Genomic DNA, 19,601 nt, shown 5'->3' with positions numbered 1-19,601 from the left:
AAGTTCCCGGCCAAGGCGGGGAACATACGCTCCTTTTCGGTTCAAACCGGTTTCACTCGCCCGGCGCGATGGCATTGCTCGGCGTCGGCCGGTCGGTGATCTGCTGACCGAACAGGCTACCAATCAGTTCGACCGCGGTACGCGCGGTCCGGCCGCGCTCGTCGAGGAACGGATTGAGCTCGACAATGTCCACCGACCCCACCAGCCCTGAATCGTGCAGCAGCTCCATGATCAGATGCGCCTCGCGATAGGTCGCGCCACCGGGCACCGTGGTGCCTACTCCCGGAGCCACGCACGGGTCGAGAAAATCGACGTCGAAGCTGACATGCAGCACGCCATCGCTCGCCTTCACGCGCTCGATGACGCGCCGGATCAGCACGGCGACGCCGAACTCGTCGATCTGGCGCATGTCGATGACCCTGATCCGGCGCGCGCGCATCAACTCCTTTTCGAGCTTGTCAACCGAACGCGCGCCGAACAGATTGAGCCTATCGGGGTCGATCGAGGCGCGCGGATCATCGCCCAATAATCCATCGAGGCCAGGCTCCCCGCACAGGAACGCGGCCGACATGCCGTGCATATTGGCCGTGATCGTCGTTTCCGGCGTGTTGTAATCGGTATGGGCATCGAGCCAGAGCACGAACAGTTCGCGGCCGCGCTCCTTCCAATGACGCGCCATCGCATTGACCGACCCCATGGACAGCGTGTGGTCGCCGCCGAGGAAGATCGGCAGTGCGCCGGTTTTCGCGATCTCATAGCCTCTGTGACTCAGCACGCGCGTCCAGCGCTGGATCTCGCGGTAGTGATTGGCTTTCTCGGGCGGCTTGTCGGCGAGGTCCCGGACCTCGGCCACGGAAAGATCGCCGTAGTCGACGACCTCAAAATCGAGGCTCTCGAGCAGTGTCGCAAGGCCCGCGGTGCGGAGCGCAGCAGGGCCCATCAAGGTACCGCGCTGCGAAGCTCCCATGTCGATGGGAGCGCCGAGCAAGGCGATCCGCCGGGTTCGATCCGTCACGGTCCGATCGGTCACGGCAATCTCCTGACGTCAGCAAGGATACCGTCAGCCTAACAGAGATTCGCACCCGTCGTTTCCCGGGGAGGTCCGCTGTGGGCATATCATCCCGGAACAAAATCCCGCGCGCCGAATTGCCTATCCAAGGCCGGCACCCGCCGTAAACGTAAACCACGGCGCCTGTCGCGGATAGCCAAAGGTCGTCAGACCCGCTGTTCAAAACGAGCGCTCGCGCGGATAGCCAAAGGTGCCGGCCTCCATCATCGGGTCTGGAGATCGCGCGCTTGAGCACCGAGATACCGCAATCCAATCCCCAACCTGGCGTGGCCGAACGCGCCGTCGATGCAGCGACGGATGTATCCCGCACGATCGGAGAAGTCGCCGGAGGCCTGCATGCAGCGGTCGACCGTCTTACCTCTGCGATCGAGGAAGCGCGAAAGCCGGGCCGGCCGCTCTCGACGGTTGCGGCGATTACGCGCGAAGCGCCGCTCACCAGCCTGTTCGTTGCTTTCCTGTTCGGCGTCGCGGTGGCGCGCCGGCGCTGACGACCTTACCGGATACGCACCCCCTCTAGGCGGCGCTGACGATGGCGCGCTCGATCGTGAGGAATTGCCGTTCGAACGCCTCGGAAGGCATAGGGCGGCCGAAGAAGTAGCCCTGCCCTTCCGCGCATCCCATGCTGATCAGGAAGTCGGCCGTGGCGCGGTTCTCGATGCCCTCAGCTACGACCGTGAGCCCAAGCTGCCTGCTGAGACCGATGGTGGAGCCGACGATCGCGGCATCGTCGGAATCGGTGAGCAGGTCGAGCACGAACGATCTATCGATCTTGAGCCCATCGAGCGGAAATTTCTTCAAATAGCTCAGGCTCGCATAGCCGGTGCCGAAATCGTCGAACAGGACGCGGACACCGAGCTCCTGAATCCGCTTGAACATGTCGAGGACGCGGGCCTCGTCGTGTAACAGGATGTCCTCGGTGACCTCGAGCTCGAGCAGCGAGGGTGTCAGCCCCGTCGCATCGAGCAATTCGGCAACCGAATGCGCGAGGTCACCGGAATCAAGCTGGGACGGCGACAGGTTGATCGCCACGCGGACCTCGTTGCCGGATATTTCCCAGGCGCGCGCCTGACGACAGGCGGTCTCCATCACCCAGTTCGCGATCCGCTCGGACAGGGCCGACGTGTTGACCACCGGCATGAACTCCGCAGGCGAGACGTAGCCGCGCACGGGGTGCCGCCAACGGATGAGCGCTTCGGCTCCAACCAGGCTGCCGTCGACCAGACGAACCTGGGGCTGGTAGAACAGCTCGAACTCGCCGCGATCCGCGGCAAGCGCCAATTCGCTCTCGAGCGTCAGCCGGTTCTCCAGCTCCTGCCTGATCGCACTCTCGAAGATCACGTGGCTGCCGCGCCGCGTCAGCTTCGCCTTCGTAAGTGCGAGGTGGCCGTTACCGAGGAGATCATCGGCGTTGCGCCCGCCGTCGGGATGGACGGCCACGCCGATGCTGATTCTGACCCGGTGCTGCCTTGCGCCCGTTGCGAGCGGCGTTTCGAACGCGCGCGCGATTCGCTCGGCGAATTCGGCAATCGGCTCGCTCGCGTCCGCGCAATCCAGCGCGATGGCATATTCGTCGCCACTGAGGCGCGCGACGATCGCCCCGGCGCCGGCATCGGCCGTCAGGCGCTCGGCGACCGCCCGCAGCACGCGGTCGCCCGCGGCATGCCCGAACATGTCGTTGACTTGCTGGAAGCCGTCGAGCCCGAGCACGAGCAGTGCGACATTGGAAGACCGATGCTCTGCCTCGGTGATCAGACTGGCGAGCGACGCATGTAGCATGTTGCGGTTGGCAAGCCCTGTCAGCGCATCATGTTCGGCGAGATACCTGACGCGCTCGGCCTCGCGCTTGCGCACCGAGATGTCGCGCAGGATCGCTCCATACTGGAAGCCGTCCGTTCCCTGCCAGCCGGAGAAGCTCGCCTCGACCGGGAATGTCTCGCCGTTCTTGCGTCGCCCTTCGAACTCTACGACGACGGCGCCACCGGGAACCAGGAGCGACTGGCGCGCGGCATCGTGCATGGACGGCCTTGCGTCACCGTCCGCCGGTACGGCACACAGCGTTTCGAATGGGCGACCGATCATCTCGGCCGGCATGTAGCCAAAAATCGCGCTGGCGCCGGGATTCCAAACCGTAATCCGATGATCCTCATCGGTGCAGACGAGACCATCGCCCAGCGACATCGCGATGCGATGGAAGCGGCTCTCGGCGATGCGACCCAGGAGACTGCGGAAATCGATCTCGTCCAGCGCGATCGCCGTTAGATAAGCGATGATCGCGATGTGGAACAGCGACGTATCGATGACGAAGGGCCATCTCGCCTGCACGAGGGTCGCGACCAGTTCGATGGCAGCGCCGGCTGCGATCAGGATTGCGACGCGAAGTCCCGGTGCGACGCGGCGCCACGAAGTGATCATCAAGAGGCAGATCAGGCCGAGGCCGAGCATCATGCCGGCATCTGAGGTCCAGCGCAGCATCCGGTTCTGGAGGATCGATTCTGCCGCGAGCGCCTGAAGGACGGGTCCAGAGACGATGCGGCCATTCGGAACGCTGAACCGGTCGCCCAGTTCGAGCGCCGTCGCACCAACAATGATCTTCTTGCCTCTCACCTTATCCAGGGTCGCGGCATCGCCGCGCAGCACGTCGACATAGGAGACACTTGGGATGGAAGCCGCCCGAATACTAAAATCGATCAGGAAGGGCGGCCGCCGATTGGCGTCCTGCCCAGCCAGCACGACGGCCATCGACGGCATCAAGGCGTCACCGAGCTTCTCGCCGAATGGATAACGGCGCACGAGCCCGTCGGATTCGACCGCGACATTGACGACGGCCGGCCAAGACTGGTTGCTGAACGGCTTCAGGGGATGATTGATGTGAGCCGCACCGCCATTCGGCGCCGGCTGCTTGAAGGATGGCAGGACCGTCGAGCCGCCGACGTCCCGAAGCGCCTTGACGAAAGCCTTGTCAGAGGCCGGATCCGACGGCGTGCTGAAATCGACGTCGAAGGCCACATCCTGCACGCCGGCAGCTTCAAGCCTATGCAGAAGCTCCGCGTGCAGCCGGCGAGGCCAGGGCCACACCCCGATCTGGTCGATCGAGGGCGCGTCGATGGCCACGACGACGACATTGCCGCTGGCAGCACGCGATTGCCAAGCGAACCGCAGGTCGGTGAGCGCATTGCGGAGCGCGCCATGCCACCCCGTGGACAGCACGACCGCAAGCGCGATCACAACCAGAATATGCGGCCGATAGCGTTTCACCCAATCCTCCCCCGCGCCCGCTTCAACCGGCGAGCCCCCTCATCCCCTAGGAAATCGCCTTAGTGTCTGTTGTAGCCGTGGCCGTTGCTGCCGTTACCGCCGCCACGCCCATCGCCGTTGTTGCCCCTGCCGTTACCGGTGGCGCCATTGTTGCCGTTGCCATTATTGTTGCTGCCATTACCGGAATTGCCGTTGCCACCGGAGTTTCCGTCATTAACTGCCGCTGCGGCTATCGCTGCGCTTGCGGCCGACGAGGCACTGCTGCCAGCCGTTACGGCACCGCTAGTCGTTGCCGCGGTTTGGGATGCTTGCGTGCTGGCCTTGCCATCGCTCCAGACCGTCTCGGTACTTGTGCTGGCATTCGCGCTGCGCACCTGTCCGGGGGCAACGGCGCTATGGGCAAGCCCGCGCGTGACCTTTTGGAAATTCAGTTTGACCTCACCGAGCGAGTTCGAGATGCGCACGACGCCGGCCTTGGGGGCGTGCCCGCCAGTCGCCTGATGCGACCGCATCGGCGAACCGACCATCTTGATCCCCTTGTCGATCGGACCGAGCGCATGGATCGCATGACCATTCGCGGCATTGTGCGGTGCGGACAGTCCCGATTTCGGCACGGGAATGCGCTCGATGGTGGAGGCGCGGGGCTTACCCTGCTCGATCGGATTGAACGCCCCCGCACCGCTCAGGCCGAGACCAGGCTTGCCATGTTCGAAGACGGTGGCCACTTGCCCCGGCATGACCTGCGCGATCTGTCCCGTCTTGAAGTCGGAAACTTCAACTTGGCCGCGGAGCACGCTGACCTTGGTGCTGCCCGCCCCCACCGTGACGCTGAACTGCGTTCCCTTGACGACGGCGGCGAGGTAAGGCGTCTCGACCTCGAAATGCTTGACGTTGCGCTTCTCGACCTCGAGCAGGATCGAACCCGCCTGCTGGATGATGGTGGTCGAGAGTCCCTCCTTCTTCTCGGCAGGCAAGCCGACGACCGAGTTGGGAGAGATCAGGATCGTTTCCTCGCCGCGGACGAGTAGCACGCGGCCGTTGCGGCCGGTGCGAATGGTGTCGCCAGGCTTGAGCGCTTCCTCCTGATTCAGCGACACCTGCTGCGCGCCGTTGGTGGCGACCCAGACCTCGCCGGTGGCCTTGCTGACCGACCAGACGCCATTCTCCGCGCCGGATGCACCGGATGGCGTTCCAAGGATCAGCGCTGCCAGCAAGGCGCGCCACACTCCAACTCCACCGAACATGACAATCCTCAGTCCGCGTTACAGCCAGACGTGAGGCCTATCCGAAATCACTCAAGAGAAAATTAGCGCGAAGTGGCGAGCCACGAAGCCGCATTAACCAATCATTGACCATGAAAAACTATGGAAAATCATGCAGCTAACGAACCCTTACCGCCTTATTGGCAAATCCCCGTCAAACTACGGAGACACGTTCGCTGCGCGTATTGAGAAGCGACACTTCCTTACGACATCGGTACTGCTGGCAACGATTTTTACGGGAATTCCGCAGTCCTTCGCGCAGCAGGCGAACCAGCCAGGCTTTAATCCACGCCAGCCCGAGAAGTACTTTGAAAACCAAACCGAGCGGGAAACGCTGAACCGCCCCCCGGTCAGACTACCGATGGTCGGCCAGCCCAACACCGGCGGTGATACCAAGCCGCAATTCGTGCTGCGCGGAATCGACGTCGTCGGCGCCCACGCCGTCTCCCGCGACCGCATCGCTACAGCCTATCAATCCCATCTTGGAAAGAAGGTCTCGCAGGCGGATCTCGCCGCGATCGCCGGCGCGATCAGCGATCTCTATCGCGAAGCCGGATTCCACTTGAGCCGCGCGATCGTGCCACCGCAGGATATCGCCGACGGCCGCGTCCGGATCCAGGTGATCGAAGGCGCCATCGTGCAGGCCGAGCTGAAAGGCGACGGCGCCGAACAGTTCGGCGTAAGGTCGATGCTCGGGCCGGTTCTGGCCGAGCAGCCATCGCGCCTGGCAACGCTCGAACGCCAGCTGTTCCTCATCAACGGCAGGCCGGGCGTCCGGATCACCGACACCGCGCTGGAAGAGATTGGCGGAGCGACCGGCCGCTTCCGCCTGATCGTCTATTTGAAGACCTGGCACGTCTTCTCGTCGTTCGGCATGGACAATCTCGGATCTTCCTCGGTCGGTCCGTGGCAGACCTACGCGACCGGCGCGTTCAACTCCTATCTCACGCCCGGCGACACGCTCGCGGTCAATCTGTCGACCATTGCCAATGATCCGCGCGAGCTCGGTTTCGCGCGGATGTCCTATGACGCACCGGTCCGTGTCGATGGCGTGCGCCTTGGCGCTTCGATCCTGTACAGCGCAGTCCGGCCTGGCGATGCTCGTCGTCTCGACAGCGACATCACCACCACCGAGGCGTTCGAGCTGCGTGCCGGCGTCGTCCCATTGCAGTCGCTGTCCTCCTCGCTGACCCTGACTGCAGCGACGACCTTCAGCAATGTATCCGAGCACGACCTCTATGGCCCCTGGTACAACGACCACATCAGGACGGCGAGCCTGACTGCCGACTACAGGCTCCAGGATCGCTTCGGCGGCGCCAATTTCGCTACGCTGAGCTACCGGCAGGGCCTCGACATCTTCGGCGCTTCGCATTTGGACGACGATCTGTTGTCGCGCGTCGGCGCGTCATCGAACTTCTCGGTGCTGAACCTCTGGTTCACACGCTATCAGACGCTCAACGACGCCTGGTCACTCAAGCTCTCGGCAGCGAGCCAGACGGCATCGCGGCCATTGTTCACCTCGCAGCAATTCTATCTCGGCGGCGCGGCATTCGGCCGGGGCTATGGCGCGGCCGAGATCAGTGGCGACAACGGTCTTGCCGGCTCGCTCGAACTGCGCTTCGACCAAAAGCTCAATTTTCGCTACTGGACCGGCTATCAATTCTACGCCTTCGGCGACGCTGGCGCGGTCTGGAACGACGGTTACCGCCTGAGCGACGGCCTCGCGCTGACCTCGGCCGGGGCGGGCGTGCGGTTCTTCCTGCCAGACGATCTCCAGGCCGATCTCGGCGTAGCCGTTCCCTTGAGCTACAGGGCGCCGGACAACGAGCGCCGCAGCCCGCGCTTCCTGCTCACACTGTCGAGCGCGCTCCGGCTCTGCCCTGAACGAGGCAAGGCCGGCTGTCTCTAGCCCTTGCGCTTCGCCCCACAGACCTGCATGCGGCGCTTTTGCGGCTTGCTCACAGACTTGCCTAAATTTAATCCCGTAACTTGCTCACGATCGCTCGATCCGCGAGTTCCCAATGACCATGTTCAGCCAAAGGTGGTTTGAGACGAAGCCATGAAGAGGGTGTTTGCAATCCTGGCGTTTCTCTGCGTCCTCGCCGTCGGCCAGTATTTCATCGTCAGCCGGTTCGCGATCCACCACGAGACTTTGAGCATGTTCGACGCCTCGCGCCAGCGGCCGATCTCGGTCGACATTGCGGTGCGGCGTGACTATGAGACCAAGGCCAATCTCGGCCTCTGGAAGCTCCCGCTCGCCATCATCAGCAACGGCAACACCGTCAGGGCGACCGAATATTCCTTCCTGGCCAACGTGCTCGCCGCACGCGGCTATCTGGTTGCCAGCATCCAGCAAGATCTTCCGAGCGATCCACCGCTGATGACCCATGCTGGCCAGCAATATGTCGGCCGGCGTGAAGTCTACATTCGCTGCGAGGCCAATATTCTGTTCGTGCTGGGCGAGTTGAAGAGGCGGCGGGAGAACGCCGACTACGACCACATCACCCTCGTCGGCCATTCCAACGGGGGCGATGTCTCGATGTATGTCGCCCATCAGCACCCGGAGCTGGTATCGAAGGTGATCACGCTCGACAATCTGCGGGTGCCCTTCGTGCTCAGCGATAATATGAAGATCCTGTCGTTCCGCTCGAAGGATCCGCATTTCGTGACCGATCCGGGTGTGCTGCCGACGCCGGAAGAGGCCAGGGCGCGCGGCATCGACATCGTCCATACTGGCGCACAGCACACCGAGATGAGCGATCGCGGTCCCGACGCGGTCAAGGAGAAGATCCAGGCGACGCTCGACCGCTTCCTGCGTGACAGCGCCAGCAGCGCGCTCGCGCCGGCCGATACGAAGAGCCCGATGATTATGAACCCTGGCGACTATTAGCTGGAAACCCTTTGCGGCAGATCAAGGCAGCTCCGAGCCGGCCACGATAGGAAGAGCCTCGCCATCTCGGAGAGGCACGTGTCGCACTATACCGAAAGTCTTGATACGAAGAGCTTTGATACGAAGAGCCTTGGGTTGCCCGCGGCAAGGACGCCGGCGTTCGTACGGCACTTTTATCGTTCGACCCGCAGGCTGCTGCGGTCGATCATCGCCCGCATCGATCTCTCGCAATTTCCGGGATCGTGTTGCGGGTGAGCGCGTCGGCCGCAAGCGAATGCATGAAGGTTGCCCGATGCACCGATGTTTGAGACGAATTTGCCTGTTGCTTGCCAGCGCCACCGCGGGCTTCGGCATGTCGCCTGCTCTCGCCGCCGATGCCGAGCACGGCGCCGATCTCGCCAAGCGCTGGTGCGCGAGTTGCCACGTGGTGGCGAGCGGCCAGACGCAGGCTAGCGCCGACGTCCCCTCCTTCGCATCCGTTGCGCGCCGGCCGGACTTCAGTCCGGAGCGGCTCGCTTTCTTCCTGCTCGACCCGCACCCGAAGATGCCGAACTTTCCCTTGAGCCGGACCGAAGCTGGCGACATCGCGGCCTATATCGGATCGCTGCGCCAATAGAGCCCCCCGGTCAATCGCGAGCCTAAAAACTGCAAATCCCTGCCGGAAGACCGACAGGGATCAGCAGAAAGGATGATGGACGGCGAATGGGGATCCATTCGGTGGCCCATCATGGACCTGCACCAGGATCAGAATGCGCATCTCGCTGCCGCGCAAGATCAATTTGTGGGCATGCCGCACGGCACCGACAGAATCAGGACTTGTCCTTGCCCGGTTGCATGAAACTGCCGGTCATCTGGCGCATGTGGTCCCCGGCGCTGGTGAATTGACTGCGCAGGAAATCGGACTGAATTCGCATTGCTTCCTGAAGGTCTGTGGCGTGAACGAGCTTGCGCGCGTGCTCGAACGCCGACTTCATGTTCTGTTCGGTGAAAGCGAGCGCCTGCTTCGACACGTCCGTCCCCGCGCCCGGGACGGACGACATCGATTTGGTGGCGGCTTCGAAAAACATGCCGAATGCTTTTTCCGCCTGGTCAATCGTCTTTTCGGCCAAGTCGCGCAGTTCGGCCGGAACTTCGAGTTTCGGTTCGATCATGGTCGCATTCCTCCCTTTTTCTGACTGAATACCACACTTGCCGGATCGCCTTCCAGCGGCCAGCCCCCGAGCAAAGGTTGCCCGGTGGGCCGGATCTGGGAGGAAACGAGGGACGAGGTGTTGGCCGGCGCGGCCAGACTCAGGACAGGGGGTGTTCGGGAAGAGTTTCTTCGGTGGCGAGGTCTTCGACGAGCTTGATGACCTCGAAACGCTGCCGAGCCTCGAGCTTCAGGAACGCACGGAGCAAGCGTAGGCTTTCGACGGTGCCGCTCGCAGGCGCGCCAAGCTTGAGGTGCAGTTCAGCCGCGAAATTGAGGTTTTTCATCCCTCACCTATGACAAGCATCAGCCTTCAGTTCTTGCGTCGAAGTCGCACTCGAGGAGCGACGCCGCAACCCAATACAATGGCGACAATCAGCTCTCGGCCGGCGGGTCCCGGCAGACTAGCAGGCCGAACTTCCTTAGCCGAACGGATGGGGCCCAACCGAGCAGGTTGCAATTATGCCAAGAAACAACCGATCCGGCAAGCCCAACGGCCGGCGTAGCGATGCTTCGTCCGCATCGCGCCACGGCAATTCCGGATAACAGGAATATCGACCGCCGTCACCCACCTGCGTCAAGAAGCGGCATCAATCACGCATACAGCCGAGATCGCTGTCAATCGGCACTGCGTTTCGCCTTGTTTCCGATGTGAACAGACATTTGCGGAGACGAACTGGCGCCTCGGCAGCATATACACGTAATTGTTGAGTAGCGTCCCAGCGGTTGTATCGACAGCGACATGAACGCTCGTCTTCAATCCTCCGATTGGGGCGCCGGTGAAGTCGACCAACGCGGCAAGCGCCTTGGGATCGGCCGCCCTCCTCATCGGAATGCGTCCCGCTGGCACTTTTCCCTGCGAGCCTCATCGGTCCCGATATGTTTTCCGCGTGTGAACCGTTGTTTAGGAGCGAACGACAAAGCGGTTGCGGAACGGCCACGCGGACGACGGCGCCATGGCTGATAGACTCATGATTTGGGCGCGTGTCACCACCAAAGGACGACGGCATGCTTTCTCGCTGCGATCTGATCAATGGCGCCGCGGTCGCGCTTCTTACCCTCTCGATACAAGGCGCATGGGCGCAGGAGACCAGGATGAACCTGTTCAAGATCGTCACCATCAAGGACGAAATCATCGTCGGATTGTCGGCGGAGGAGCTTCAGGCGCTCGGCGGAAATGATGCGAGCGCGCTTGCGCATGCGCTGGCGCAAAAAGGCGATCTCACCGTCTGGCAGTACAACGTGCACCGCGGCCCGAACGGCGAATTGCAGCAGGCGCCGACCGCCAAGATCGGGCTCTTGGCCAACGCCTCTCTCCGTGTCGAGCCGTATTCCACGCCTTACCAGATCGTACCGCATCCGTAAGCAGCAGACGGCATGCCCGCGGGCGTGCCGTCGTCATTTGCGCTGCTCTGCCCGTGGTGTCCCCGCTTCCATCGCAAAACCGTAGATCAGCGCCAGCCGGTCCAGGCATTCACGAAAACGCCGCGCAAAATAGTCGTTCCAGCGTTGTGTACGAACGGCGCGCCGCTGCCCGATCTGATCCATGGTCAAGCCCAGCACGAGCACGTCGTGCACCAGTGCTGCGCCGTCGGTGCCGAGTTCGCGTTCGACTCGGTTCAGCCGCAACACCGCCTGGCGCTGGCTTTCGGTGACCGGCTCGCGCGCGCGCGCGCCATCGACATATTCGCGGGTCGGATCCATCGCCTGAGGTCCCCGCTCCGCTCTCTCCCAATCGCTCTGGAAGGCGCGCCCGCCGCGATATTGTGCTTCGTCGATTTGATGGTGCGCGTGAAGCCGGCCGAGCGGGTCACTGCGGACGGACCGGACGGCCACGATCTTCTCGCCGGGATCGAGCGCCAGCGGATTGTCGACCTCGACCTCCGCCACCTCGGCATTGAACGGCACGTCGCGGGACCGCCGGTCGTAGATTCCAGCCAATTTGTAAGATTTATTGCGTCGGGCACGTGCCACTCGGATAACTCCTTGCAAAGTTGGCGATTGCAAAATCGATAGTCGAACGGGGTGGCCGCCTCCTCAGCCGGCCGAGACCAGCCGCAACACAACGGGACCGACGACACGGGCGGACGCAGCCCCGGATAGCCGCGTCAGACCTGCATGCGGCGCGCAATAGCTGGAGCCGGGCTGACGCGGATGGCCGCAGAACGTGATCTCCTCCCCGTCCTTGTCGCCGCCATAGGGATAGCGACAGTCGCCTCGCGCGAGTTCGAGCAGCGGGATCAGGCGTGGCTGGACGCCGACACAGCGCAACTTCACGCGCGCTGCGGGTTTCATCGCGGATTTTGGCGGCAGGTTCAGGCTCGGTAATGCCGGACGGCACGGCGAAGGCAGACGGGCCTTGCCCGGCAAAGAGGGCACGATCGGCGGGCTTGTCATCCGCGCCAATGCGACGAGTCCCAGCCGCTTGGCGCGGCCAGCCACCGCGTTGCGCGTGTAAGCCATTCCAAACCTTGCGTTAATCTCCATTGCGATTGCTGCGTAAGACATTCCTTTGAGAAAATAGTCGCGAAGCGCGTCGGAGTGCTCCGACGGCCAATGGCCCGGTTCCATGCTGTTGTCCTGTGATGCGCCTGCTTCGATCGTAGATCGGGTGGCGGAAGGCACATTCCGGTATTCCGAATCGAAAGTCAAGCGATAATTCTGATATTCATAATTGCATCAATTCCGAATTTCGGATTATAAGAGGCAAGACGGAGCGCAATCGAGGGAATCACCATGTTGGACGTTGCAATGATCGAGCGGGGCCTGGAAAAGACGGGCAAGAGCAAGGGCGGCCTGGCGGCGGCCATGGGCGTGCGGCCTGGCGCGGTCTCGGAGATTCTCGGCGGCGAGCGCCTGGTGAAGGCCTCGGAAATCATTCCGATCATGGAATATCTCGAGCTAAACCTCGCGCCGATCATGGGCCGCGTCGGAGCCGGCGCCGTGATCGAGCCCGATTATGAACAGGTTCCGCCGGAGGGGCTCGGCGACATCACACTGCCTTTCCCGATCATGGAAGAGACGGTCGCCTTCGAGATCGTAGGCGACTCCATGCTGCCCAAGTACGAGAACGGCGACGTGATCGTGGTCTACAAGGACCAGCGCCATCCGCTGTCGAGCTTCTACGGCGAAGAGGCCGTGGTACGGCTCAAGACCGGCGAGCGCTATTTGAAGACCATCGAGCGCGGGAAAAGCCCGTCCGTCGTCAATCTCACCAGCTTCAACGCCAAGCCGATCGTCGGCGTGAAGCTCGACTGGGTCGGAGAGATCTGCCTTTCCATGCCCAAGGGACAGCTCGAGCGGCTGCGGGCCAAGTCGGCCCGCCCCCGCAAGAAGGGCAAATAGGACCTGATTTACGATTTTTGGAAGTCGCCCTTGACTAACTTCTGATTTTCGGAAATACTCTGCCGCACCTCCCGACTCAGGAGGGCGGCAGGTTCATTCCATGCAATACTTCGTCGTGATGATCGACTATGGGCGGCGCGGCCGCGAGGCGGTCGTCGATCCCGAAATCACAAGGCGCGAGGTCATCTCGCGCATCATTTCGGGCGAATACCAGAACGTCTCGTTCATCCACGAAATCGCGGAGAATTCGGTCGAGGACGTGACCGAGGCCATCCTGGCCGAGGCTGCGCTGCCCCAGATCCCGCCTGAAGATATCGACCTCCAGGCAAAGCGCCTCGATCACGCCCGCGACCTGCGCAAGCACGAGCGGGCGTGACGGAAGCCGGCAGCCTCTGCCCCACCGTCTCGGGTGAATATCACACCATGAGCACGGTCGATCCCGTGGTCTTGCGCGCCGCGAGATCGGCATGCGCCTTGGCGGCGTCCTTCAGTGGATAGGTTTGGTGCACCTCGATCTTGACTGCGCCGGACTTGACGACGTCGAACAGATCGCCTGCCATCGCGACCAGGCTTTCACGCTTGGCGGCATAAGTGAACAGCGTCGGCCGCGTGACGTAGAGCGAGCCCTTCTGGGCCAACAGGCCGAGATTGAGCGGCTCCACCGCGCCGGAGGACTGGCCGAACAGCGCGACGACGCCGAGCGGCGCGAGGCAGTCCAGCGATTTCAGGAACGTGTCCTTGCCGACGGAATCATAGACGACCGGCACCTTCTTGCCGCCGGTGATTTCGTCGACACGCTTCACGAAATCCTCGCGCGTGTAGATGATGACATGGTCGCAGCCATGCGCCTTGGCAAGCTTTGCCTTCTCGTCGTTGCTGACGGTGCCGATCACGGTCGCGCCGAGATGCTTGGCCCACTGGCTCAGGATCAGACCGACGCCGCCGGCTGCGGCGTGGAGCAGGATGGTGTCGCCGGCCTTCACCCGATAGGTCTGCCGGATCAGATACTGCGTCGTCAGTCCCTTTAGCATCATCGCCGCCGCGGTCCTGTCATCGACGCCGTCAGGCAGCTTCAACAAGCGGTCGGCGGGAATCAGCCGGGCCTCGGAATAGGCGCCGAGCGGTGAGGCGCCATAGGCGACACGATCGCCCGGCTTCAGATCGGTGACCCCTGGGCCGACCTCCTCGACAACGCCGGCCGCCTCGCTGCCGAGCCCGCTCGGCAGTTGCGCCGGATACAGGCCGGAGCGGTTGTAGATATCGACGAAATTGAGACCGACGGCGGTGTGGCGGATGCGCGCCTCGCCCGGTCCGGGCTTGCCGACGCTGACCTCCTCCCAGACCAGGACTTCCGGGCCGCCGGTCTTGTGAAAGCGAATGGCATGCGTCATGGGCGTTACTCCCTTATCGTTGCAGTGAAGTTCAGAGCACCTGATCGTCCCGTGAAATAGGCATTTGGTCCGGCCGTTACAGTACAGACACGTAACAAGAATGTCACAACGGGCAACAAACGCCCGCCGTTCCGTCTCTGTTCGGAAGAGTTGATGACGGGCCTGGGGCGAGTGGCAGTAGCCTTCACGCGGGGTTTGGTAGTCGCCTGCGAAGGAGAGCCGAGATGCCAGCTTATGTTCAGCATCATCAGGATGTCGAAATCGCGCCAGTGAATTGCCCCACCTGCATGGGGTTCCTGCCGATGTATGTGCGCGAGGTCGAACCGCATTGGAGTCTTGCCAAGATCGACTTTGTCTATGAATGCGCCGATTGCGGCGCCGAGGTCAGACAAACCATCCGCAAGCCGGAGCAGCTGCGGCACTGATCGCGGGGCCCGAGCACCGATCAACTATTTGCGTTAAGCGGAAAAAACGCCGTTCGCGCGGGTCTGATGTCTCCCAAACGAGGCTTGTTCTTTGCCCGGAACGCAGGCAGAACAAGCCTCAAGCAAGACCTTTGGGAGCGCCCTTTCGTGGCTGATCAGAAGGCCTCGACCTCGATCGAGGCAGTGCAGAGCGGCCTCGCCGCGCAAGGCTATATCGCGAGCCGGCAGATCGCGACCGCCGTTTATCTGTCGCAACAGATCGAGAAGCCGATCCTGGTCGAAGGCCCCGCGGGCGTCGGCAAGACCGAGCTTGCCAAGGCGATTGCCGCCTGGCGCGGCATGAAGATGATCCGCCTGCAATGCTATGAAGGCCTCGACGAGGCCAAGGCGCTCTACGAGTGGAAATATGCCAAGCAGCTTCTCTATACCCAGATCCTGAAGGACAAGCTCGGCGAAGTCCTGGGCGGTGCGCAGACGCTGCATGCCGCGCTCGACCAGCTGCACGATTTCGGCGACGTGTTCTTCTCCAAGGAATTCGTCGAGCCGCGCCCTCTGCTCCAGGCGCTGGAGCAGCCGGGCGGCTGCGTGCTCCTGATCGACGAGATCGACAAGTCGGACGCGGAGTTCGAATCGCTGCTGCTGGAGATCCTGTCCGACTTCCAGGTCACCATCCCCGAGCTCGGCACCGTCTCCGCGATCACGCCGCCGACCGTGATCCTCACCTCCAACAGCGAGCGCGATCTTGGCGATGCCCTGAAGCGGCGCTGCCTGCATCTGCACATCGGCTTCCCCGAGCAGCGGCTGGAGGAGCGCATCGTCGAGAGCCGCGTGCCCGGCATCTCGCAGACGCTGCGCCGGCAGATGGTCGGCTTCATCCACGAGATCCGCTCATTGGATCTGAAAAAGCTGCCTTCGGTCAGCGAGAGCATCGACTGGGCACGCGTGCTGGTGCTGCTCCAGGCTTCGGAGCTCGACACCGAGATCGTCAAGGACACGCTCAACGTGCTCCTGAAATACGAAGCCGACATCGAGGCAGCAGTGCCGCAAGTTACGACCTTCATTGCCAAGGCGGCACGGTCCAACGTCTTCGGTTGACGCCGATGCGCGAGAACCTCCATCGTTTCTTTCGGGCGGCGCGCGGCGCCGGCGTTCATGTCTCGCCCGCCGAAAGCATCGATGCGATGCGCGCGGTCAAGCAGGTCGGTTTCTCCGACCGCGCCATCTTGCGCGACGCCCTGCTGCTAACGCTCGCCAAGTCGCAGGACGAAAAACTCGCACTCGGCGACTGTTTCGACCTCTTCTTCAGCCAGCCGGAACCGCGGCAGGATCAGCCCGAGGCCGGCAGCGACGACGCTTCGCAGGACTCAGATCAGTCGTCCGCATCGGACGCGGCCGGCGAAGCCGGTGAAGGTCAGCCTCCCAAGGAACTCGGCCCTCTTGCGCAGATGCTGCTATCGCAGGATCGCAATGCGATCGCAGCGGCGATCGCCAGTGCCTCCGGTGCTGCCTCGCTGTCCGACATCCGCTATTCCACCCAGCGCGGCATCTTCTCCAGCCGCATCCTCGACGCCATGGGCCTCCAGCGCCTGCGAGACGATCTGGACCAACTGACCGCGACCAACCCGTCCCTGGCCGAGCGTCTGCGCGCCGCGCTCGATGCCCTGCGCGAAGCGGTGCGCGACGCGGTCTCGCAGGGGCTCGCGCTCTACGCCCGCGAGGAGGCCGAAAACCTTCGCAACGAGATTCTGCGCAACGCGCCGCTCGCGCGCATCGAGCGGCGGCAGGTCGCCGAGATGCGCGCTCTCATCCGCCAGATCGCCCGCCGGCTGCGCGAGCGCTACTCGAAGCCGCGCAAGCGCCAGCGCCGCGGCCATCTCGACGTTCGCCGCACGCTCCGCCGCAACGCAGCCTGGGGCGGCGTACCGTTCCTCACCGCATGGAAGCGCAAGCATCGTGACCGACCCAAGATCGTGGCGCTCTGCGACGTCTCCGGCTCGGTCGCTCAGGTCTCCGACTTCTTCCTGCTGCTGATCCACTCGCTGCACGAGGTGGTCGATGACGTCCGCTCGTTTGCCTTCTCCTCGCATCTGATCGAGGTCAGCGAGATCCTGGAGAACAACTCGCCGGAAGAGGCGATGGCCGAGATCATGTCCAAGGTCGGCTTCGGCTCGTCCGACTATGGCTCCTCGCTGGTCGATTTCGAGAAAGAGTTCATGAGCACGCTGACGCCGCAGACCACGGTGATCGTGCTCGGCGATGCCCGCAGCAACAATCTCGACCCGCGCGCCGACATTCTGCGCCGCATCTCTGAACGGTCGAAGCGACTGGTCTGGCTCAATCCGGAAGGACGGCTCGCCTGGGGCTTTGGCGATTCCGAGATGCCGCGCTATGCGACCTTTTGCGGCGTCGTACGCCAATGCGCCACCGCGCAGCAACTAGAGCGCGCGGTATCCGATATCGTGGCCAGTTATCAATAAGCGGCGATCGCACCCGCCTCTATCGTCAGGCGGCGGTGAGTTCGGCGTGAGCGAGATTGCACTCGCGAAAGTGATGCGCGATTTCGTCGACAGCGCGCTGCTTCCACTCTTCCGCCTGCGCGAGCCAGAAAACGCGGCGCTCGAAATCGAGCGCAGCGCGCTCTCGGCACAGCGATTCCTGACGGCGAATTTCGACCAGCCTATTCATGCACTCCACTCCCTGCCTGTGAAGCCATTCACCGCGAACGAGGCTAACAGAGTCCCGAACGCTCCGTCTCATTGTTTCTGTGTTTCTGTGCATATTGCGGCGCGAAATGGGACAGCAGCACTTCCCGTGCAGCGCGGCAATTCGCAGCGCAATATCAAGCAGACATCATCAATAAGTGATCGAGGTCCGGAACGATATTCGCGGCGGAGCGATCTTAACTCTTGTGGCGCAACGAAGTGCGGCAATTTGTGAAGAGACGTTCTAAACAACACACCGAATTCCCGACTCATTGTCGTCGCATGGTTTTCATGCAGCGTCGCTAACAGAGGCGCGCGAACGGTACTATCGCTTGAGGCAACATGAGCAACGACGTCGACTTCGATCTTTCACCGGACCAATGGGAAGCGCTACGCACACTTCGCAATCCGGCATCGAACGGCCTCTCGAAGGCCTACCTTCTCGAAAGTCTCGTCAAGCTCGGCCTCGTTGTCGTCAATGATGGCTTGCCTGAGATGACGCCCACCGGACGCAAGGTGCTGGTGCGCGGATCATGCCGGCTGCTGGATCTCGTGGCTTAATGCGAACGATGGGCCGCACTCGCCCGATCATCAAGTCTTGCCTAAATCGGATTAGATGACCCTGGCAGCAAAACTGCTCGAGGGTGGCCCCCGCCGACTGGTTAACCGACTTGCGGATCAGTCATCCCACCGGAGGAGCGATGTTCCATATGCCCTCCTCCAGACAGAGAGGAAGCGGGGAAACCAGGAATGAGCCACGGCGCCCTTATAGGCCCAGGTGCGATATTTCAGACCCTGCTCCGAGATCAGTTCCTGATAGCCGCCATGGACCTCGGTTGCAGCCCGAATGTCATTCAATATTCCCTGGGCGCAGGCCCGGTAGGTGCCGCTCCCCGAGAATTCGTCGAAGTCCAGCATGCGATCCGCAAACTCGACGTTGAACGTCGGCCAGGATGAGCGTCCCTGGTAGGCGGGAGCCGCGATCTTGTGGATCATCTTGGTCCGCGGATTATCCGCCGACACCAGGAAGTGGAACGTGCTGGGGATGCGGAAGCGCGGCTCCGCAATGATCAAATCCGCCGTGGCCGCGAACAGGGCGCGCTCGCTTTCCTCGTTCAGGTCCCAGAAGCCGCGATGCACGCTGACGAAATCCAGCGCAACCGAGGACGCTGGCGTAGCCGCCGGGCCGTCCAGGGAATGTCTGATGTAGCCGTCGTTGCCGAACAGCCGGAGCAGGTCTCTCTTGTGCTGCGCAAGGTCGCGCCCGAGCAACCGTTTCAGCTCGTTCTCGTCGACGATTCCGAGCTGCACGCCCCACACGAACGTCGTGTAGACGCAGGCATTGGTCACGAAGCGCCGGCGTTCCGCACGCGTGTCGGTTGCCGCAGAGCGCGGGGCGCGGGCATCGCACAGCAAATATCTGGTGCCGTCAGCCTCGAACGGCTCCAGCTCGCTTGCGAGCTGCAGGATCGCCCCCTTCAGGTCGGCGCCATATTCGGCCAGCAGTAGGCGGCCGGCATGCGCGCATTGCGACATTGCCAGAAAGGACGACGCCCTGTCTTCGGCGGACATCATCTGCTGGAGACCGGCAAGGATACCGAGCAGCGTATCCGAAGGACGCGAGAAATAGTTCACGCCGAGATACCGACCGCGTCCCGCCGGCACGATGGTCGTGGTGACGACGCCAGCGCGAACCGCCTCAAGCAGCAGACGCACGCTCTTTTCGAGCAGACGGGCCCGTCGCACTGCGTCCTGCGAATCCATGATGGTTTCAGGATCGAGAACGTCGGGATAGAACCAGGCGAAATCGCGCGGATAGTACGCGGAAGCGTGCGGCGCCCCCGTGACGAGGAATGCCTCGGTCACCGAAAAGGCGCTGTCCATCGCGTGCCGGTAAAGGTCCGCAATGGCAGTGAACGGATGATGCGATTGCCGCAGGAATCGATCGCCGAGAAAATTCACCGCCTGAAGCGCGTTGGCAACGAAGGTCGCCGTCAGCCCCTGATAGAACCGGCTTTCGCGATGGCGCGGAAAAGAAATGTCGCTGTTCATCTGTCTCGTCGAATTGTGCCT

At 62.6% G+C, this 19,601-nt stretch carries 21 protein-coding genes; 11 read left to right on the top strand and 10 right to left on the bottom strand.

The window, feature by feature from the left end:
* Positions 1–52: 52 nt before the first annotated feature.
* Positions 53–1,030 carry an arginase gene (gene rocF / locus ACNJX8_RS13770; RefSeq protein WP_439361039.1) on the bottom strand — a complete coding sequence of 326 codons (978 nt, stop codon included), beginning with the start codon at positions 1,028–1,030 and terminating at the stop codon, positions 53–55.
* Positions 1,031–1,296: 266 nt separating this feature from the next.
* Here rocF and ACNJX8_RS13765 point away from each other — a divergent pair, with 266 nt between their 5' ends.
* Positions 1,297–1,557, top strand: a complete 261-nt coding sequence (locus ACNJX8_RS13765; protein WP_128932542.1) for a hypothetical protein — start codon at positions 1,297–1,299, stop codon at positions 1,555–1,557.
* A gap of 25 nt (positions 1,558–1,582) precedes the next feature.
* Here ACNJX8_RS13765 and ACNJX8_RS13760 read toward each other — a convergent pair whose 3' ends face one another.
* Positions 1,583–4,324, bottom strand: coding sequence for an EAL domain-containing protein (locus ACNJX8_RS13760; RefSeq protein ID WP_439361037.1), 2,742 nt, complete (start codon positions 4,322–4,324; stop codon positions 1,583–1,585).
* A gap of 59 nt (positions 4,325–4,383) precedes the next feature.
* Complete coding sequence (locus tag ACNJX8_RS13755; RefSeq protein ID WP_439361036.1) at positions 4,384–5,568, bottom strand: FecR family protein; 1,185 nt, start codon at positions 5,566–5,568, stop codon at positions 4,384–4,386.
* A gap of 130 nt (positions 5,569–5,698) precedes the next feature.
* Between ACNJX8_RS13755 and ACNJX8_RS13750 the strand changes: the two genes are divergently transcribed.
* The 3 genes from ACNJX8_RS13750 to ACNJX8_RS13740 all read left to right on the top strand — a co-directional run bounded on the left by ACNJX8_RS13750 (position 5,699) and on the right by ACNJX8_RS13740 (position 9,092).
* Positions 5,699–7,495, top strand: coding sequence for a ShlB/FhaC/HecB family hemolysin secretion/activation protein (locus ACNJX8_RS13750; RefSeq protein WP_439361034.1), 1,797 nt, complete (start codon positions 5,699–5,701; stop codon positions 7,493–7,495).
* A 150-nt stretch (positions 7,496–7,645) separates the two neighbouring features.
* Entirely contained in the window at positions 7,646–8,476 is an 831-nt protein-coding gene (locus tag ACNJX8_RS13745; RefSeq protein WP_439361033.1) for an alpha/beta fold hydrolase, read from the top strand.
* A 292-nt stretch (positions 8,477–8,768) separates the two neighbouring features.
* Positions 8,769–9,092: a c-type cytochrome gene (locus tag ACNJX8_RS13740; RefSeq protein WP_128956909.1), complete on the top strand. Its 324-nt coding sequence runs from the start codon at positions 8,769–8,771 to the stop codon at positions 9,090–9,092.
* 193 nt (positions 9,093–9,285) lie between these two features.
* Here ACNJX8_RS13740 and ACNJX8_RS13735 read toward each other — a convergent pair whose 3' ends face one another.
* Both ACNJX8_RS13735 and ACNJX8_RS13730 read right to left on the bottom strand, forming a co-directional pair.
* The gene (locus ACNJX8_RS13735) at positions 9,286–9,627 is read right to left on the bottom strand and encodes a phasin (protein WP_091897174.1); all 342 of its coding nucleotides are present in this window, start codon (positions 9,625–9,627) and stop codon (positions 9,286–9,288) included.
* A 139-nt stretch (positions 9,628–9,766) separates the two neighbouring features.
* Positions 9,767–9,952, bottom strand: coding sequence for a hypothetical protein (locus tag ACNJX8_RS13730; protein WP_130216251.1), 186 nt, complete (start codon positions 9,950–9,952; stop codon positions 9,767–9,769).
* A gap of 721 nt (positions 9,953–10,673) precedes the next feature.
* On the opposite strand from ACNJX8_RS13730, the gene ACNJX8_RS13725 reads away from it, so the two are divergent.
* The gene (locus ACNJX8_RS13725; protein ID WP_439361030.1) at positions 10,674–11,030 is read left to right on the top strand and encodes a hypothetical protein; all 357 of its coding nucleotides are present in this window, start codon (positions 10,674–10,676) and stop codon (positions 11,028–11,030) included.
* Positions 11,031–11,063: 33 nt separating this feature from the next.
* Here the strand turns inward: ACNJX8_RS13725 and ACNJX8_RS13720 are convergent, their stop codons facing one another.
* On the bottom strand, positions 11,064–11,639 hold the full coding sequence (locus tag ACNJX8_RS13720) for a hypothetical protein (protein WP_439361907.1): 576 nt from the start codon (positions 11,637–11,639) through the stop codon (positions 11,064–11,066).
* A 63-nt stretch (positions 11,640–11,702) separates the two neighbouring features.
* Positions 11,703–12,236 carry a GcrA family cell cycle regulator gene (locus tag ACNJX8_RS13715; protein ID WP_439361028.1) on the bottom strand — a complete coding sequence of 178 codons (534 nt, stop codon included), beginning with the start codon at positions 12,234–12,236 and terminating at the stop codon, positions 11,703–11,705.
* A gap of 165 nt (positions 12,237–12,401) precedes the next feature.
* Here ACNJX8_RS13715 and ACNJX8_RS13710 point away from each other — a divergent pair, with 165 nt between their 5' ends.
* Positions 12,402–13,010 carry a S24 family peptidase gene (locus ACNJX8_RS13710; RefSeq protein ID WP_128932533.1) on the top strand — a complete coding sequence of 203 codons (609 nt, stop codon included), beginning with the start codon at positions 12,402–12,404 and terminating at the stop codon, positions 13,008–13,010.
* 100 nt (positions 13,011–13,110) lie between these two features.
* Positions 13,111–13,386, top strand: a complete 276-nt coding sequence (locus ACNJX8_RS13705) for a hypothetical protein (RefSeq protein ID WP_439361026.1) — start codon at positions 13,111–13,113, stop codon at positions 13,384–13,386.
* Between the two features lie 40 nt (positions 13,387–13,426).
* Here the strand turns inward: ACNJX8_RS13705 and ACNJX8_RS13700 are convergent, their stop codons facing one another.
* A complete protein-coding gene (locus tag ACNJX8_RS13700; RefSeq protein WP_128956904.1) occupies positions 13,427–14,401 on the bottom strand; it encodes a quinone oxidoreductase family protein in 975 nt (324 codons plus the stop codon).
* 224 nt (positions 14,402–14,625) lie between these two features.
* Between ACNJX8_RS13700 and ACNJX8_RS13695 the strand changes: the two genes are divergently transcribed.
* The 3 genes from ACNJX8_RS13695 (at position 14,626) to ACNJX8_RS13685 (ending at position 17,303) form a co-directional block, all read left to right on the top strand.
* Positions 14,626–14,826: a hypothetical protein gene (locus ACNJX8_RS13695; protein WP_091897156.1), complete on the top strand. Its 201-nt coding sequence runs from the start codon at positions 14,626–14,628 to the stop codon at positions 14,824–14,826.
* A gap of 147 nt (positions 14,827–14,973) precedes the next feature.
* Entirely contained in the window at positions 14,974–15,921 is a 948-nt protein-coding gene (locus ACNJX8_RS13690; protein ID WP_439361024.1) for an AAA family ATPase, read from the top strand.
* A gap of 5 nt (positions 15,922–15,926) precedes the next feature.
* Entirely contained in the window at positions 15,927–17,303 is a 1,377-nt protein-coding gene (locus ACNJX8_RS13685; protein ID WP_439361022.1) for a vWA domain-containing protein, read from the top strand.
* A gap of 25 nt (positions 17,304–17,328) precedes the next feature.
* Here ACNJX8_RS13685 and ACNJX8_RS13680 read toward each other — a convergent pair whose 3' ends face one another.
* On the bottom strand, positions 17,329–17,511 hold the full coding sequence (locus ACNJX8_RS13680; protein WP_128932528.1) for a hypothetical protein: 183 nt from the start codon (positions 17,509–17,511) through the stop codon (positions 17,329–17,331).
* 359 nt (positions 17,512–17,870) lie between these two features.
* On the opposite strand from ACNJX8_RS13680, the gene ACNJX8_RS13675 reads away from it, so the two are divergent.
* On the top strand, positions 17,871–18,089 hold the full coding sequence (locus tag ACNJX8_RS13675; RefSeq protein ID WP_128938950.1) for a hypothetical protein: 219 nt from the start codon (positions 17,871–17,873) through the stop codon (positions 18,087–18,089).
* Between the two features lie 117 nt (positions 18,090–18,206).
* On the opposite strand, the gene ACNJX8_RS13670 is transcribed toward ACNJX8_RS13675, so the two are convergent.
* The gene (locus tag ACNJX8_RS13670; RefSeq protein ID WP_439361020.1) at positions 18,207–19,580 is read right to left on the bottom strand and encodes a hypothetical protein; all 1,374 of its coding nucleotides are present in this window, start codon (positions 19,578–19,580) and stop codon (positions 18,207–18,209) included.
* Positions 19,581–19,601 lie beyond the last annotated feature (21 nt).

Source organism: Bradyrhizobium sp. SPXBL-04, assembly GCF_051853035.1.
Taxonomy (GTDB): domain Bacteria; phylum Pseudomonadota; class Alphaproteobacteria; order Rhizobiales; family Xanthobacteraceae; genus Bradyrhizobium; species Bradyrhizobium zhanjiangense.
Note: the sequence above shows the minus strand (reverse complement) of the source record. Positions and strands in the feature narration are given on the sequence as shown.

Bases quoted from the DNA above. Each gene is read 5' to 3' on its own strand.
- ACNJX8_RS13755 (WP_439361036.1), bottom strand. From the start codon at position 5,568: ATGTTCGGTGGAGTTGGAGTGTGGCGCGCCTTGCTGGCAGCGCTGATC.
- ACNJX8_RS13750 (WP_439361034.1), top strand. From the start codon at position 5,699: ATGCAGCTAACGAACCCTTACCGCCTTATTGGCAAATCCCCGTCAAAC.
- ACNJX8_RS13745 (WP_439361033.1), top strand. From the start codon at position 7,646: ATGAAGAGGGTGTTTGCAATCCTGGCGTTTCTCTGCGTCCTCGCCGTC.
- ACNJX8_RS13740 (WP_128956909.1), top strand. From the start codon at position 8,769: ATGCACCGATGTTTGAGACGAATTTGCCTGTTGCTTGCCAGCGCCACC.
- ACNJX8_RS13735 (WP_091897174.1), bottom strand. From the start codon at position 9,627: ATGATCGAACCGAAACTCGAAGTTCCGGCCGAACTGCGCGACTTGGCC.
- ACNJX8_RS13730 (WP_130216251.1), bottom strand. From the start codon at position 9,952: ATGAAAAACCTCAATTTCGCGGCTGAACTGCACCTCAAGCTTGGCGCG.
- ACNJX8_RS13725 (WP_439361030.1), top strand. From the start codon at position 10,674: ATGCTTTCTCGCTGCGATCTGATCAATGGCGCCGCGGTCGCGCTTCTT.
- ACNJX8_RS13715 (WP_439361028.1), bottom strand. From the start codon at position 12,236: ATGGAACCGGGCCATTGGCCGTCGGAGCACTCCGACGCGCTTCGCGAC.
- ACNJX8_RS13710 (WP_128932533.1), top strand. From the start codon at position 12,402: ATGTTGGACGTTGCAATGATCGAGCGGGGCCTGGAAAAGACGGGCAAG.
- ACNJX8_RS13705 (WP_439361026.1), top strand. From the start codon at position 13,111: ATGCAATACTTCGTCGTGATGATCGACTATGGGCGGCGCGGCCGCGAG.
- ACNJX8_RS13700 (WP_128956904.1), bottom strand. From the start codon at position 14,401: ATGACGCATGCCATTCGCTTTCACAAGACCGGCGGCCCGGAAGTCCTG.
- ACNJX8_RS13695 (WP_091897156.1), top strand. From the start codon at position 14,626: ATGCCAGCTTATGTTCAGCATCATCAGGATGTCGAAATCGCGCCAGTG.
- ACNJX8_RS13685 (WP_439361022.1), top strand. From the start codon at position 15,927: ATGCGCGAGAACCTCCATCGTTTCTTTCGGGCGGCGCGCGGCGCCGGC.
- ACNJX8_RS13680 (WP_128932528.1), bottom strand. From the start codon at position 17,511: ATGAATAGGCTGGTCGAAATTCGCCGTCAGGAATCGCTGTGCCGAGAG.
- ACNJX8_RS13675 (WP_128938950.1), top strand. From the start codon at position 17,871: ATGAGCAACGACGTCGACTTCGATCTTTCACCGGACCAATGGGAAGCG.
- ACNJX8_RS13670 (WP_439361020.1), bottom strand. From the start codon at position 19,580: ATGAACAGCGACATTTCTTTTCCGCGCCATCGCGAAAGCCGGTTCTAT.